The sequence below is a fragment of the Fibrobacter sp. UWB10 genome, assembly GCF_900182935.1.
Taxonomy (GTDB): Bacteria; Fibrobacterota; Fibrobacteria; order Fibrobacterales; family Fibrobacteraceae; genus Fibrobacter; species Fibrobacter succinogenes_O.
The window spans coordinates 1,007,419-1,021,791 of record NZ_FXUE01000002.1 but is presented as its reverse complement, the minus strand read 5'-3'; the positions used below and the strand labels follow the sequence as shown (position 1 = coordinate 1,021,791).

Genomic DNA, 14,373 nt, shown 5'->3' with positions numbered 1-14,373 from the left:
TACGAATGATCTGCGCTAGTATAATCTTTTCTCACAAAACTGCTAGACGACTTCACCACGCTGCTGCTCGAAGCCACAACGCTTGAAGAAGACTGTTTCACATCTTCACTGCTGCTGGACTTGGCATCCGAAGAAGAAGGCTTTACCGAGGAACTAGATTCCTTCGCCTTTTCTACTGAAGAACTAGAATTTTCGTCTTTTTTAGAAGACGAAGAGGCGACCTCACCTTCGCTAGAAGAATATTCGTCGGCCGGTTCTGGGATAACAGAAGAGGAAGTGGATTCATCTCCGCATGCAACAAGCATGGTCAGGAGAACAGACAGGGCGACGGCGCTTTTTAAAATCTTCACAGAAGACCTCCAGATATGAAATCCCACCAAACTTTTTCGCGAAATATAGATTAATCTCTATTTCAAGTGTGTTTTTTATAGCTGAAACTAGCTCCCATATTGATTTTGGATAAGTTTTTTTGTATATTATAATCAGCAACAGGGTGGTAGGTCGCCACCTGAGAAAAAAAGAAAGGCCAAATTGATGAAACAGGGTGGTAGGTCGCCACCTGAGATAAAAAAGAAAGGCCAATTTTTGCCGTTTTTTATATGAAAATATAAAGAACGGCTTTTTTTATTTGAGGAAAAAGTGAGCCGAATAACTATTGTCCATTTGAACGAAAAATTTTTTGAAGAGCATGAGGATGATGCTGAAATATTGAAGAAACCTGGACGACCACATCTTGTGTTAGTTCTACAGGTTGGACAAAAAAAATTCGCTATTCCGTTTAGGACGAGTGCGCATCGTCCTAAAACGGGTAGAGTGCCGCATTGTTTCTTCTTTATTGAGTCTGGGAGAAAATCTTTAAGTACGGTTGGGCGAATTCCTGCACTTGATTTTGCGAAGGCTGTCATAGTGACTGAAAAAGATATTGGTGAAGTTTCAAGAATTGATGCCAATGAATTTAGAGAACTGCAGGACCACTTCCGCGAGATTGAAGCAAAATTTCTTGTTTATTTAAAGTACTATGTCAATTCAATTAAGGCACAGACGAATCTTGATTCGCCAGAAATCAAGTATTCGGCGTTGCAATATTTTACGGATATTCTTTTAACGCTTGATTTGGATTCGTTCTAAAATAGGGGCATTTTTTTTCTATATATTCCCGTGTGGAAAAGAGGAAAGAGATTACTTTCAAGGTCATTGCCCGCATCAGGAGCGATTTTCCGGACAAGTTCGGGATTCCGCGGCAGAGCGGGCTTTTGAAGAATTTGCGCTCGACGATTGTCTTTGAGCCGGAGTTCCGCAATGCCGACGCGTTGCGCGGTCTGGATGGCTTTAGTCACTTGTGGCTCTTATGGATTTTTTCGGAAAATGTGCGCGACACCTGGAAGCCGACGGTACGCCCGCCCCGTCTTGGTGGCAATACGCGGCTGGGCGTGTTTGCGACCCGCAGCAGCTTTAGGCCGAATCCCTTGGCCATGAGCTGCGTCAAAATCGAGAAAATCAACTTGACGGGGGAGGGCGCGCCCTCCATTACGGTCAGCGGCGCCGACCTCATGGACGGCACGCCTATCGTAGATATCAAGCCCTACTTGCCGTACGCCGATTCCGTGCCCGAGGCCACTGGCGGCTTTGCCGAGGCGGTTCGCTTCAACAAGCTGGAAGTCTCTTTTGCCGACGGAGTTTTCGCGCCAGGCTCCGCCGCCGCTTTCCCCGAACAAAAAAAGGCAGCTCTTGTGGAGCTGCTTTCCGAAGACCCGCGGCCCGCGTACCAGAGGTCCGCCGACCGCATTTACGGCATCAGGTTCGCCGGCTTCGAAATCAAGTTTCAAGTGCAGGGCGACCACCTGACGGTCGTCGCTATTTTACCATTACAGGCTTAGTGGCCTTGAACCCTTCGCCCTGGGCACTGACTACGTAGCGCCCGGCCGGGATTCTGCCTGCAAGCACCAGAGTGTTTGTTCCGGCGTAGTTGCCGCTCAAGTCCAGCACTTCCTTGCCGAGGCTAGAGTAAACCTTGACGGTCAGCTGCGTTGCCTTGGCAAGGCTCAACTGCACATTGCCGGCTTTGTTCACCGTAAGCGAACCGCCCACAAAGTGTTCCACCTGTGCAATGCCCATGCCTTCGCTAGACGAAGATTCCGGTGCATCGCTGGAGCTAGATGCTACGCTAGAAGAGCTTGCGACTTCGCTGCTGCTCGATTCGGCTACGCTGCTACTCGATTCAGCAACGGGATTGAGCTTGTCGCCCAGCACCTCGATCATCTTTTCGGCGTAGCGCTTACCGAAGTCGCGGTATTCCTGCGCGGTAAAGTGCACGTTCTGGCCATCGCCTAAGGCCTGGTTGAATCCTTCGGAAGACACCACGTAGAAGTTCTTGGACTGCTGCGGAAGCTTGGCAATGTTGTTGTTTGCACCTTTGCTTACGCCCGTGCGTAGGACCTCGCCCGCAAGGAACGGAATGTCGTTTTCGAGGCCTAAATCCTTGATAATGTTGTCGTAGACCTTCTTGACCGCAGAAGGCCAATTGCCGTCACCGGCATCGGTTTCGCCCTGATGGAAGATAATACCCTTGATAACGCCTTCTTCCTGGGCCTTCTTGGCCATTTCAATCAGGCGTCCATAGGGGTTTCCTCCATAATCGTTAATGCGCTGGGTCATCCAGCTCTGCTGTGTTCTAGCATAATTTGCGTAGGAGTTCTTGTCGAACAACTGGATGCTGCATCCTGCAACAGCCACCACGATGACGCCCACCTTGATCTGGGGGTCCGTCTTTTCGACCATCGTGCGGCCGAAATAGTCCGTGGGACCAAGCTTTGCACCCTGGCAGTGCGCCAGCGGAGGCACGGCAGTAGACCATTTGCCCTTAGTCTTGCCGGAGCAAGAGCCGTTGTCGGCCGCCCAGAGAACCTGGAAGCGCTCGTCGACAGACTTGTCCTGTTGCTCGATATCGCCCTGGCCTTCCATGTTGGACTGCCCGAAGGCGAGATAGATATGGAAATTCGGGTCCGGGGCTGCGTTTACTTGAGAAAGAGCCATTGCGAAGGCTGCTCCTAACAGAAATTTTTTCATAATTTACTCCAAACAACAGGGAATAATTTCCCTTAATCTAAAAATATACCATTATTATGGATCTATTGAGATTGTAAACTTTATTATGTTGTTGATTTTTACAACAAGAATTACTTATATTCAAGGAAAAACGAGGAAATTCTATGAAAAAGATGTTATTGGTTCCGTTTGCGCTAGCCGTTTCCATGTTTACGGCTTGCGGTGATTCTTCTTCTGACCCCAAGCCATCGAAGGCCGAGGAATGTGCAAATGGTCTTTCTTCTGACTGCCTGGTGGGTTCTTGGAACATGATTGGTTTGGCAAATTCTGGAACGGGCGAAATTTTGCCGAGTTACGATTATAAGAGTGCTCCTGGCATGCTGACCTTTAGTGAAGATGGCAGTTTCCAGTTTGATGTTCCTGCTGCCGCTCCGGCTGACCTTAGGACCATTGACTGCAATCCGGTTTATGGTACATGGACCGTAAGCGGTAATATGCTTACCATGAAGTCTACCGTCAATGGCATGTGTCTTGACACTAAGCAAAAAAGCATTACTTTTGTGCCGATTATTACCACCAATGGTGCCCAAATCAAGATGACTACGGGTGTTCTCTGGTTCTTCTTTAATGCGACCGATGAAAAGAGTATCAGGGAAAATAGCACCGAAGTCTATACGATTAGCGCTAACTAATCTGCATTTGATTTTCGTTTAAATCGAATCTGATATTAAAAATCCCCGGCAACATTCGTTGTCGGGAATTTTTTGTGTATTTGGAATTATGGAGGAAGAGTAATCTTGTTAATTAGCGGATTACAAGTGTCTTCTGGTTGAGCACCTTGCCGTTAGCACCCTTCAGGCGAGCCATGTACTTGCCCACGGGGAGCTTGTTCAGGCTGACCACGTTTTCGCTTTCGAGGCTGGATCTCAAGGCGAGCTTGCCGTTGGCGGCGTAGATTTCGACCTTGCTCCCTGCCGGGGCGCTCACATGCAGGTTGCGCTTTTCAAGCTGCATAAAGGTGCTTGCTGTAACGTTCACGCGTTTGAGCTTGGTAATGAATTCGGTGCCTTCGGGGGCGCCCACGATGGTGCCGCGGCCGACCGTACTCATGTACACGACGCCGAAGTTGTTCATGTCGCCCTGTACGAAGTTGCCGTTGCCCGGACCGCCGAACTGGTGCATGTCATCGTTTACGCGTTCAAAGGTCTTGCACTTGTCGGTGCTGCGGTAAATGCCAATCGGATCGCCGGACTTTGCTGCACCCCAGATAAAGATGGTTTCGTAGCTGCTACCTTCCTTGGCTTTGCCGATACCGACGGCGATAGCGGTCGAGGCGCCTTCGCAATGGTTCCAGCTCTTGCCGCCGTCTTCGGTGTAGGCGAGACCGTTTTCGGTGAATCCCTTGGGCTGCCAGACTTGGGCCTGGTCTACAGGTACCCACAAATGGCCTTCTCTGCCCGGAACGGTACGGATGAGTCCGCCGCCGTTGTAGTAAACTCCTGCTTGCTCGTTCTGCAGGCGAGCTTCGGCTTCGGCAAAGGACTTGCCGCCGTCAGTGGACTTGTAGAGCGTGCCCATGCCGCCCATTACGTAGAACACGTCGGGGTTCACGGGGTCTGCGACAATGCGGGAATAGTTCGTCTGCGTGCCGGTTTCAACGGCAGTCCAGGTGGCGCCATTGTCGGCAGAGCGGTAAACGGTTGCGCCCTGGTCGGGACGGTGCAGCATTATCTTGCCGTCGGCAGAGAGCACGACCAAGCCCTTGGGGCCCTTCAGAGTTGTCTTCACGCTGTCCCAGGTAGCGCCCATGTCGTCGGAGCGATACATCACGTTAAAGTTCTGCGAATCGTACTGGCCGTATACGGTAATCACACCGGTACGCAGCAGGCTTCCGGTCAGCGGGGCGTAGCCCATGCTTTCGGTGGTGCCGATAATCGGGGTGTGGCGCTTGGTGCTGGTATTGATGTTGGCGTAAGCGGCACCATCGTAGTCACCGATGGCGGTGACAAGCGGGCCATTCGGAATGCTCACGATATCAAGCGGAACCGTTTCTTCGATACCCTTCGACATAAACTTCCATACGGGAACCTTGGCCGAAATATCTTCGGTCATAAAGATGCCGTTACCGCTGGTGACCCAAGCTTCTTTGCTGTTGAAGGGGTTGATTTCCAAAGAGCCTGCCCAGTGGATTGCGTTGCCCGGAATCCAGGCGGTACCATTGGCATCGATGTTCGGAATGTCGTTGTAATGCTGGCCGTGAATCCAGGTCTTGCCGCCGTCGGTCGTGGTGTAAATGCGGTCGCCGTAGTTGTCCTTTTCGTCGATCGTCACGTGGCGTCCGGTGTACTTGCCGAGTGTCGAAATCACGATGTGGTTCTTGTCGGTCGGGTCAATCGCCACGCCGCCGTAAGAGCTCTTGTCTTTTTCGTAGCTCTTGGTGGTGCTGCCTTCGTGTTCTACGGAATCGCTCGGGGTCAGGTCGGTCCAGGTACCGCCGGCAATATTGTACTTGTAGAAACCGCCGCTGGCAATGTTGTAGGGGCCGGGGCCGTCGGCAAAGGTCACGTACATGTCGCCGTCCACGATTTTGGCGCGGTGGGGCATGAGTCCAGTGGGAACACCCTTGATCGTTTCCCAAGTGGCGCCGCCATCGTGGCTCACCTGCAGGTTGTCCTTGGTTTCAGAAGTGCCAATGTAGATTGTGGCGGTGCTGCCGTCGGCGAGCTTGCCCTGAGCCGGGTCGAACATCACGAAACTGACGCCATTCACGCCGTTCAAGCTAGATTCGGTGGCGGTAGAAAGGGCCACCTTGTAAAGGCTGGTCCAGGTCTTACCGTAGTCGGTACTCTTGTACACGCCCTTGGTGCGGCTACCGCAAAGAACGATGTTACCCTTGTTCGGGTCTACGGCCAGTTTTTCACCGGTCTGACGGCCCATGCCGTTACCGTGGGCGAGCATTTCTACGTAGCTCGTGTCCCAGGTTTCACCGTAGTCTTCACTACGCAAAATGGCAGTGCGGCCCTTGCTAAAATAGCCTGTACCTGCAAGCACGTAAATGCGCTTGGGGTCGTTTGGGTCGAGTGCAAAGGCTTCGGTACCATAAAGGCCCACGTCGTTTTGGTCAATCCAGTCCATCAACGGGAGCCAAGTTTTCTTTGCAAAGTCAAAACGATAAATGCCACCCACGTCAGTGCGGGCATACAGCAAATTTTCGGCCTTGGGGTGGAAAATCACGGCAGAAACGAATCCGCCGCCGTCAAAACGGACGTTGCCCCAACTGTATTTTTCGGCATTTGCCGCGGTCGCGAGCATTCCCACGCCCAATGCGACTGTCAAAACCTTCATTTTACCAAACATGCCATCTCCATTGCATAACTCCGGATACAATCCGGGCTTGTTTTTTCAGAAAATACCTAAAAAACAGAAAAAGCGGCTTAAAAAGCCGCTTTGTATCCATATTTATGTTTATGGTTTCTCAACAGCGTTATTCAACGCCTGTTGCACCGCCCTTAATTGGGGCATAACGGAGTTCACCCTTGTCGTTGACAATGATGGCGACACCAGCCAAGAAGGTCAGCCAGTTACGCGGCGGGGTGGGGTTGTGGAGCTTCAAATCGATCTGCTTGTTGGTGAGGTAGACCAACAGGGGCATCAGCAACTGGTCGTGAGAGGCAATTAGCGTGTACTTGGGGAGGCTTGCCACGTCCTTGAGCACGTAGGTGTTCAAAAGTTCCTGGCTGCGTTCTTCCAAGTTGTAGAACACGTCGCTGTATAGGCCTTCGTAAGCCCAGGCGGCATACATCACGTTCACGTTCTTGAGGGTGGAATCGGCGGCCTGGTATTCGTCGCGCTTTTCCTTGTCCTTCATGAACCAGCCGTCTGTCAGCTGAGAGACCGTGTCTGCCACAAAGTTCACGGCGGTGCCGTCTTCCAAAACTTGAGCCTGGCCGCGACCGACTGCAGCGTAAAGGGCAGTCTGATAGGTGCGGACAAAGCCTGTGTGAATGAACTTGAATTCACCGGGGCCAATGAGCTTTGCGCCCATGGCGGTTGCTTCTTCGATACCGTCTTCGGTCAGGGGAGCTTCTTTGCCGGAATAGTTGCGGGAACGTTCACCGTGACGAATCATGAACACCACTTTTTCGTTGCACTGGATGTTCTTGTAAACGTCACCGATATCGGTAAATTCATTCTGCGGGAATTCCACGGGGGTGGGGACTTCACCTTCGGCGCAGGCGACAACGACCGGTTCGGGCTGCGTCACCGTAGAGGTGTCCGGATTCACGGGCTGCGGCTGGGTGGTCGTATCGACGGGCGTAACTATCGTTACGGTGGAATCGCCTGAACCAGGGTCAACTACGGGGTCGGTGATTACATCCGGATCAGTGGCCGTGGTAGAATCCGTCGGGGTAATTACCGGCTGATCAGGCTGCTGAGGATTTACCTTGGTAGAATCGTTTTCGCTTGAAATCGGGGACACGGGAGTGCTGCTAGAAGAGCTGGACTCAGAACAGGCCGAGAAAAGGGCCATAACCGTGAACGCGGTAAGAGCTGCGGTAATGAATTTCTTTTTCATGTTCATAATATACAATAATTACGTTCGCATAAATGTAAAAAACAGGGAACCTTCGCCCCTGTCTACTGTCTATTGCCTACTGCTATATGCTTTTTCGGCCTGCTCGTTACGGCGCTTGAGTTCTTTGTTCAAAGGCCAGTAAATGGTCGCGAACAAAATGTATCCGCACAAAAGAACAATCCAGTGGTTCAGACCGAGGCCAATCTCCAAGTATCGCATTTCGATGAACATGAGCGGTCCTGCAATCAAGAACAGCGGGAGTTGGCGGCATTGGTCGCCCAGCGAATAGCGGCTTTCATAGCTCACGATGGAATTCATCATCGGAAAACTGGTGCAGAATCCGCCCATCAGGCGCTTGATGAGCATGAGTCCCGAAACGACACCCGCAATGGCAGGAGCTTTGATGTAAATGGGGAGCGGTGTCTTATAGCGCACGCCAGATTTATAGCTCTGCTTCTGGAACATGATAACGCCCACGATAAAGTCGAAGGCGCAAACGCCCAAGAAGCTTGCTTCGGTATCGGGAATGCGCGGCATGAGGAAGGTGCCGAGAGCGACAAAGAAGGCGAGCCCTGCGATAATGCTCGGGACAATTGGAACCTTGACTTTGTAATGCAGAATGCGTACGATATGCACGTACAGAAAGCACATGAATCCAGAAATCGCGTTTGCTGTTCCCATCGGGAGACCGACGGCAATGTAGGCGAAACCGCACGGAATCGGAATGGTTGCCGTGACGGCTTTAAGTTGCGGGTCTTTCAAGTAGGCGCTCAAAGTGCCGAGCGCCGTGACCATGAAAATCAGCAGCCAGTCATAAAAGGAAAAATTGAGATTCAATACATCAAGCACAGATGTAAATATAGAAATTAGAACTACGTTCTAGCTTTCTTCATCATGAGCTTGTTTTGGTACATCGCTTCGTCGGCACGTTTGCCCACTGCATCTACGGTATCACCAGGCTTGTATTCTGCGATGCCAATTGCAACCGAGAATCGTTCCCAAGGTTCCCTGGAGTAATCGTTTTCGGTTTCTTGGAACTTGTTGCGAGTGGTTTCGACAAGTTCTTTACGGTTCTCGTAGTCGCTGTTCTTTAGAATGACAATGAATTCGTCGCCACCGACGCGGAATACCGGAGAATGCCTGAAGATGGTACATACGATATGGCAAGCTCCAGCGATGTAGGTGTTGCCGTTGGCGTGTCCATAGCTGTCGTTGATGACCTTCAAGTTGTTCAAGTCGATCATCGCGATGCCGTATTCTGTGACCAGTTTTTCCGTGACGTCTTTTTCCAAGATTCTTGCTGCATTGTCGTAGGCAATCTTTGAGCCCACATGCGTGAGCGAATCCTTGTAGGCGAGCATGGTCATGTTGGCGGCTTCTTCTTGGGCCGTCTTGACGGTTTCTTCGGCTTCCAGAATGTCTTCGACATAAGTCTTCATGTCTTTAGACATCTGGGCGATAGCAATCGATAGCGATTCGACTTCGTTATGCGTGTTAATGTCGGGAGCGTCAAAGACGAGATCCTTGGGGTCTTTCTTTTTATTGCGGCTTTTTTCAGCAAAGCGGCGTGCGCTCTTTTCGAGAGCGAGAATCGGGCCTGTCACATTGTGGCGCAGCCAGACAATCAAGATAAGCCCGAATAACAGACCAAGGCCTAAGGACAAAATCACGTTGTATAAAACGTAATCGTGAACGGTCTTGTGGAGTTCATTAATAGAAATGTCTGCGCAGAGAATGCCGAAATGGACGCCAGTAGAATTCTGGAGTGGCTTACAGGCGGTGTAGGCGTAACCCCATTCGGAATTTTCTTCGAAGTACGAAATTTCATCTTTGGCAATGGCGGCAGAAAACTTCTTGAGTTCATCTTCGGGATAAGCGTCGCTTGAGTCAAGCAAGGGCATGTCTTCTTCGCCCTTGGCGCGTTCTTCGGCGCTGGTTGCCGAACAGATGTTGATCATCAATTTGTCACGGACAAAGACGGAGTAAAGGTAGAACAGCTCAAATTCGTCGACCATGCCGTTGAGCAATTCTTGAAATTGATTGTATTTTTCGCTTCTTTCACCTTTGATGACACAATCGTAAAGGTCGTCAAGATCAACTTGTTTGGTAACGTAGTTTAGAATATCGTCAAGCTTGTCGTCGTAGCGTTCGTACATCGACCTCGAATAGGTGAGGTACGCTTGAATCGAGAGCAAAAAACACATGAACGCGATAAATACCGCGCTTCCAAGAACAAGGCTTCTATGGATGGGTCTTTTGTACGCTGCCATTACTTTTCTCCTTGAAGAGAAGATAATTTAATTTTTCAAAAAGCGAACGGCCTAACCCAATTTGTAGAAAAAAATTTATTCCATATTGGAATAGTAGGCTTGAGAATGCCTACTATTTCTGTTTAGCGGAATCGTCGGGGCAGGTTCTTGCCTTCGGCGACCCAACCGCTGTATTCGGCGGCGGCGGTGTACATCACGTCGGTCGAAGAGTTGAGGGCGGTTTCAAGGCTATCCTGTACGGCGCCAATGATAAAGCCAACGCCAACGACCTGCATGGCGACGTCGTTTGAAATACCGAGGAACGAACATGCCATGGGAATCAAGAACAGCGAGCCACCTGCAATACCGCTTGCGCCGCAAGCACCGATACTGGCGATAATGCAAAGCATCAGGGCGGTCGGGAAACTGACGGAAACGCCGAGCGTGTGGGCGGCAGCCAAGGTCATAATCGCAATCGTGATGGCGGCACCGTTCATGTTGATGGTGGCGCCCAGCGGAATCGAGACGGAATAGAATTCGCGGTCAAGCTTGAGCTTTTCGCAGGTATCCATGTTCACGGGGATGTTTGCAGCCGAGCTTCTGGTAAAGAGGGCCGTAATGGCGCTCTGTTTGAGGCAGAAAATAACGAGTGGGTAGGGGTCGCGCTTGATGGCAAAACTTACAATCATCGGAGCGACAACGAAGGTCATAAAGAACATGGCTCCGGCAAGAACTGCAACTAGCATGCCGTAGGTCTTGAAGATGCCGATGCCGTTGGTGGCGATGGCAGAATGAAGCAGGCCGAGAATACCGAACGGGGCGAGATTAATGAACCAGTGGACAATGGCTGTCACAGACGTGGTGACGTCTTGCAAAAGCCTTTTGGTCGAATCGCTTGCGTGAATCTTGATTGCAAAACCGAAAATGATTGCCCAAACAAGAATACCGATGTAGTTGGCTTCGGTAATGGCTTCGAACGGGTTCGAAACAGCGCGCACGAGCAAGTTGTTCAGGATTTCGCCAATGCCTTTGGGCAAAGTAGCGGAGGTGGTTGCTTCTTGGACGAGTTGCAGATTCTGCGGGAACAAGAAACTTGCCGTGACGGCGACAAGTGCTGCCAAAACGGTGCTGACCATGTAATAGCCGAAGGCCTTTCCGAAGCGTTTGTCAAGCGAAGTCTTTCCTGTAGAAAGCGAGTTCACGATCAAGACAAATACAAGAATTGGGGCGATACCCTTCATGGCGCCTACGAACAGAACGCCGAGTTCGCCAATCCATTTTTGCCCGGGAAGGAAAATTCCAAGAAGTGTACCGATAACGATAGCTATCGCAATACGGTAGTTTAGCTTTATGCCGTTGTATTTATCCAGAATCTTTTTGAACATACTCATTCCTTTGATTCAATCCGATAAACAACCCCTTTTGTATAAAATATAAAGAAAAAAAGTGATTCTGTTACAAATAAAACAGATATTTTTGGCCTAATAAATGTATTTTAAAGGTAAAAGAGAGTGTGTTTTATGGAACCGTTGCAATATACATCGCTTGCGCATGTGTTTTTTGCAAACTGCGATCGTGAAAACTTCGCGGGTTGGTCTCATCGTAAACACGGAAAATGGATTCACTTTACGGGGCGCAGGCTCCGGCGTGAAACTCAATATTTGGCGCTTGCTTTTAGGGCGCGTGGGCTTGTTGCAGGAAAAAGCATCGGTATTGTGGCCGAGAGTTGCCCGGAATGGATTATGGCCGATGTGGCAACGCAGTTGAACCAAGCCAAGGTCGTGCCCCTTTTCCCGAATATCTCTGCTGAAAATTTCAATTACCAGTGTGATGACGCTTCGGTACAGGTGTTGGTGCTGAACAAGCTTTCGGACCTTTCGCCTGCGATTGGCGCCTTGATGCCGCGTTTCAATGCGGTCATTTGTATCGACAAGCATTCGGAACTGCCTTCGAATGGCGTATACTGGGAAGACCTGGTTAAAGAAGGCGAGGTGCTGTCACGTGAACCGGAATCTTCGCTCTGGCTGAACCAGCAAATGCATTCGCTGAACCCCGACGATGTTTTCTCGATTCTTTATACGAGCGGTTCGACTGGGGTTCCGAAGGGCGTTGAACTCACGCACCGGAACATGATTTCGCAAATTCAGGTTATCAAGCGCGATTTTTTGCGGTTGAATCGCGAGTCGGATTGTGCCTTGGTCATACTGCCTGTGGCGCATGCCTTTGAACGCATGTCAGTCTACTTTTATACGTTGTGTGGAATCAAGATTTACTTTGCCGATTCTCCGCAGCATACCGCCGAAATTATTCAGGAAATTCACCCGACTGTTATGACGGTGGTGCCGCGTATTTTGGAACGCCTGTTCGAAAGTATGACGATTGCCGGCGAAAAAATGCACGGATTCCAGAAGAGCTTTTTTGTGCATGCGATTTCGTATGCGAAAAGGCATAACCCGCTTGAAAAGAGAGGCCTTTTCGCTAAAATCTACGACCGGCTTGTGTACAGCAAGTTGCGCGAAGCCTTGGGCGGTAGATTCCGCCTGGTGATTTCGGGCGGCGGGGCTTTGAACAAGTCGATATGCAGGTTCCTTTTGAATGTGGGCGTGAACGTGACCGAAGGTTACGGGCTTACGGAATGTTCGCCTGTTGTGAGCGTGAATAAACCCGGCCAGTCGCGGCCCGGCAGCGTGGGGCTCCCGCTTTCGCACTTGCAGGTGAAAATTGGCGAACATAGTGAGGTTCTTGTTAAAGGCGAAAGCGTGTTCAAGGGCTATCGCAATCGGCCCGATTTGAACAAGGATATCTTTACCGAAGACGGATTCTTTAAAACGGGTGACCAAGGCTACTTTGACCGCGACGGCTATTTGTACTTGACGGGCCGCCTCAAGGAACTTTTGAAAACGAGTACGGGCAAGTACGTGAGCCCGAATCCAATTGAATTGGAACTTGGCCGCCATGTTCTGGTGGAACAAGCGCTTGTGATTGCAAACGACCGCAAGTTTGCTTCGGCGTTAATCTTCTTGAACCCGGTGAACGCAAAGCGATTCCTGCAGCGTACGGGCAAAGAATTTAGTGTCGAAAAAGCGCTCAAGTCCAAGCGTATTTTTGAATCGATTAACCGCCATGTCGAGCGTGTTAATAGCAAATTGAACCACTGGGAACAAATCCGCAAGTGGACTTTGATCGGTGACGAACTCACCGTCGAATCTGGGCTTTTGACGCCTACATTAAAAATTCGGCGCACCGTCGCTGAAGCACGGTACGCCGAAGAAATTGAAAAGATGTATAAGGACTAAGCCTTAATAATCTTAGAAGTGGATGACTCTAACCTTGATGACCTTGTCGAGCTTGGAGAGCTTTTCGACGATAGAGTCATCGACCTTGCTTTCCACGTCAACGAGGTTGTAGCCGATCTTGCCATTGCTCTTGTTGCTGAAAGATGCAATGTTGATGCCTTCGGCACCGAACACCTTCGTGATTTCAGAAATCATGTTCGGAACGTCCTGGTTGATGACCACGACGCGGCTCTTGACGCCGGAATGCGGGTGATCGACGAGGGCCGGGAAGTTCACGGAATTGCGGACGCAACCATATTCGATGTAGTCCTTCAATTCTTCGACAGCCATCACAGCGCAGTTTTCTTCAGCTTCTTCAGTGGAAGCACCGAGGTGCGGGAAGCAAGTCACCTTGTCGTTCTTGATGAGGTCTGCATCCGGGAAGTCGCAGAGGTAGCCCTGGAGAGAACCGGAAGCGAGCATTTCGTTGACCGGAGCCATTTCCACGATACCGCCGCGGGCGAAGTTCAGGATGTAGCTGCCCTTGAAGCCGGCGAGGTTCTTGCGGTTGAGCAAGTTTTCGGTCACGCCCTTGATGAACGGAACGTGCACGGTGAGGAAGTCGGAGTTGGCGATCACGGTGTCGAGGTCGGCAATTTCAACCTTGTTGGAAAGTTCGTGCATGTTGGCGGCGTTCGGATACGGTTCGTAAGCGAGCACGCGCATGTTCTTCCAACGGGCATAGTTGGCAACGAGCACGCCAATCTTGCCGAGGCCGATGACGCCGAGTGTCTTACCGGCGAGTTCCATGCCGGCAAACTTCTTCTTACCGCTTTCAACGGTCTTAGCGAGGTCCGGATCGTTTGTGTCGAGACCCTTGACCCAAGCGGCTGCCTTGTCTACGTTACGGACGGCCATGCCGAGCACGGTCATCACGAGTTCGGCAACGGCGTTGGCATTTGCACCCGGAGTATTGAACACGCAGATGCCCTTTGCGGAAGCCTTGTCGATGGTGATGTTGTTCACGCCAGCGCCGGCGCGGGCGACAGCCAGCAGGCCGTCAAAGTTGTCAGTATCAACCTGGGCGGAACGCACCAAGATGGCATCGGGTTTTTCGACGGAGTCGGAAACCTGATAGAACGAGCCAAACAGGCTCAGGCCTTTCTTGGAAATGTTGTTCATCGTCTTAATAGTTGCCATTGTATTATCCTTTGTTTAATGTTAAAAC

The 14,373-nt window shown here is 50.7% G+C and carries 11 protein-coding genes and 1 pseudogene; 4 read left to right on the top strand and 8 right to left on the bottom strand.

Annotation, left to right across the window (positions count from 1 at the left end):
• Nucleotides 1–350 (bottom strand): annotated as a pseudogene (locus QOL41_RS08825) (hypothetical protein); the annotation flags it as partial.
• Between the two features lie 289 nt (nt 351–639).
• Between QOL41_RS08825 and QOL41_RS08820 the strand changes: the two are divergent.
• Both QOL41_RS08820 and tsaA read left to right on the top strand, forming a co-directional pair.
• On the top strand, nt 640–1,128 hold the full coding sequence (locus QOL41_RS08820) for a hypothetical protein (protein ID WP_283429467.1): 489 nt from the start codon (nt 640–642) through the stop codon (nt 1,126–1,128).
• A 32-nt stretch (nt 1,129–1,160) separates the two neighbouring features.
• Entirely contained in the window at nt 1,161–1,877 is a 717-nt protein-coding gene (tsaA, locus tag QOL41_RS08815) for a tRNA (N6-threonylcarbamoyladenosine(37)-N6)-methyltransferase TrmO (RefSeq protein ID WP_283429466.1), read from the top strand.
• On the opposite strand, the gene QOL41_RS08810 is transcribed toward tsaA, so the two are convergent.
• Nucleotides 1,855–3,066: a sialate O-acetylesterase gene (locus QOL41_RS08810; RefSeq protein ID WP_283429465.1), complete on the bottom strand. Its 1,212-nt coding sequence runs from the start codon at nt 3,064–3,066 to the stop codon at nt 1,855–1,857. The genes tsaA and QOL41_RS08810 overlap by 23 nt on opposite strands.
• A 143-nt stretch (nt 3,067–3,209) precedes the next feature.
• On the opposite strand from QOL41_RS08810, the gene QOL41_RS08805 reads away from it, so the two are divergent.
• Nucleotides 3,210–3,737: a lipocalin-like domain-containing protein gene (locus QOL41_RS08805; protein ID WP_283429464.1), complete on the top strand. Its 528-nt coding sequence runs from the start codon at nt 3,210–3,212 to the stop codon at nt 3,735–3,737.
• A gap of 112 nt (nt 3,738–3,849) precedes the next feature.
• On the opposite strand, the gene QOL41_RS08800 is transcribed toward QOL41_RS08805, so the two are convergent.
• From QOL41_RS08800 to sstT, 5 genes are all read right to left on the bottom strand, one after another.
• Nucleotides 3,850–6,402 carry a VPS10 domain-containing protein gene (locus QOL41_RS08800; RefSeq protein ID WP_283429463.1) on the bottom strand — a complete coding sequence of 851 codons (2,553 nt, stop codon included), beginning with the start codon at nt 6,400–6,402 and terminating at the stop codon, nt 3,850–3,852.
• A gap of 127 nt (nt 6,403–6,529) precedes the next feature.
• Entirely contained in the window at nt 6,530–7,621 is a 1,092-nt protein-coding gene (locus tag QOL41_RS08795; protein WP_283429462.1) for a histidine phosphatase family protein, read from the bottom strand.
• A gap of 69 nt (nt 7,622–7,690) precedes the next feature.
• Nucleotides 7,691–8,470, bottom strand: coding sequence for a hypothetical protein (locus tag QOL41_RS08790; protein WP_283429461.1), 780 nt, complete (start codon nt 8,468–8,470; stop codon nt 7,691–7,693).
• Nucleotides 8,471–8,493: 23 nt separating this feature from the next.
• Nucleotides 8,494–9,891 carry a GGDEF domain-containing protein gene (locus QOL41_RS08785; RefSeq protein ID WP_283429460.1) on the bottom strand — a complete coding sequence of 466 codons (1,398 nt, stop codon included), beginning with the start codon at nt 9,889–9,891 and terminating at the stop codon, nt 8,494–8,496.
• Between the two features lie 122 nt (nt 9,892–10,013).
• Nucleotides 10,014–11,261, bottom strand: coding sequence for a serine/threonine transporter SstT (sstT, locus tag QOL41_RS08780; RefSeq protein WP_349362393.1), 1,248 nt, complete (start codon nt 11,259–11,261; stop codon nt 10,014–10,016).
• A gap of 129 nt (nt 11,262–11,390) precedes the next feature.
• On the opposite strand from sstT, the gene QOL41_RS08775 reads away from it, so the two are divergent.
• Nucleotides 11,391–13,166 (top strand): AMP-dependent synthetase/ligase, encoded by a 1,776-nt coding sequence (locus tag QOL41_RS08775; protein WP_283429458.1) that lies wholly within the window; start codon nt 11,391–11,393, stop codon nt 13,164–13,166.
• Between the two features lie 12 nt (nt 13,167–13,178).
• Here QOL41_RS08775 and QOL41_RS08770 read toward each other — a convergent pair whose 3' ends face one another.
• A complete protein-coding gene (locus QOL41_RS08770; RefSeq protein WP_283429457.1) occupies nt 13,179–14,345 on the bottom strand; it encodes a phosphoglycerate dehydrogenase in 1,167 nt (388 codons plus the stop codon).
• Between the last annotated feature and the right edge of the window lie 28 nt (nt 14,346–14,373).

Coding starts and splice junctions, on each gene's coding strand:
- QOL41_RS08810 (WP_283429465.1), bottom strand. CDS start 3,066: ATGAAAAAATTTCTGTTAGGAGCAGCCTTCGCAATGGCTCTTTCTCAA.
- QOL41_RS08805 (WP_283429464.1), top strand. CDS start 3,210: ATGAAAAAGATGTTATTGGTTCCGTTTGCGCTAGCCGTTTCCATGTTT.
- QOL41_RS08800 (WP_283429463.1), bottom strand. CDS start 6,402: ATGTTTGGTAAAATGAAGGTTTTGACAGTCGCATTGGGCGTGGGAATG.
- QOL41_RS08795 (WP_283429462.1), bottom strand. CDS start 7,621: ATGAAAAAGAAATTCATTACCGCAGCTCTTACCGCGTTCACGGTTATG.
- QOL41_RS08785 (WP_283429460.1), bottom strand. CDS start 9,891: ATGGCAGCGTACAAAAGACCCATCCATAGAAGCCTTGTTCTTGGAAGC.
- sstT (WP_349362393.1), bottom strand. CDS start 11,261: ATGAGTATGTTCAAAAAGATTCTGGATAAATACAACGGCATAAAGCTA.
- QOL41_RS08775 (WP_283429458.1), top strand. CDS start 11,391: ATGGAACCGTTGCAATATACATCGCTTGCGCATGTGTTTTTTGCAAAC.
- QOL41_RS08770 (WP_283429457.1), bottom strand. CDS start 14,345: ATGGCAACTATTAAGACGATGAACAACATTTCCAAGAAAGGCCTGAGC.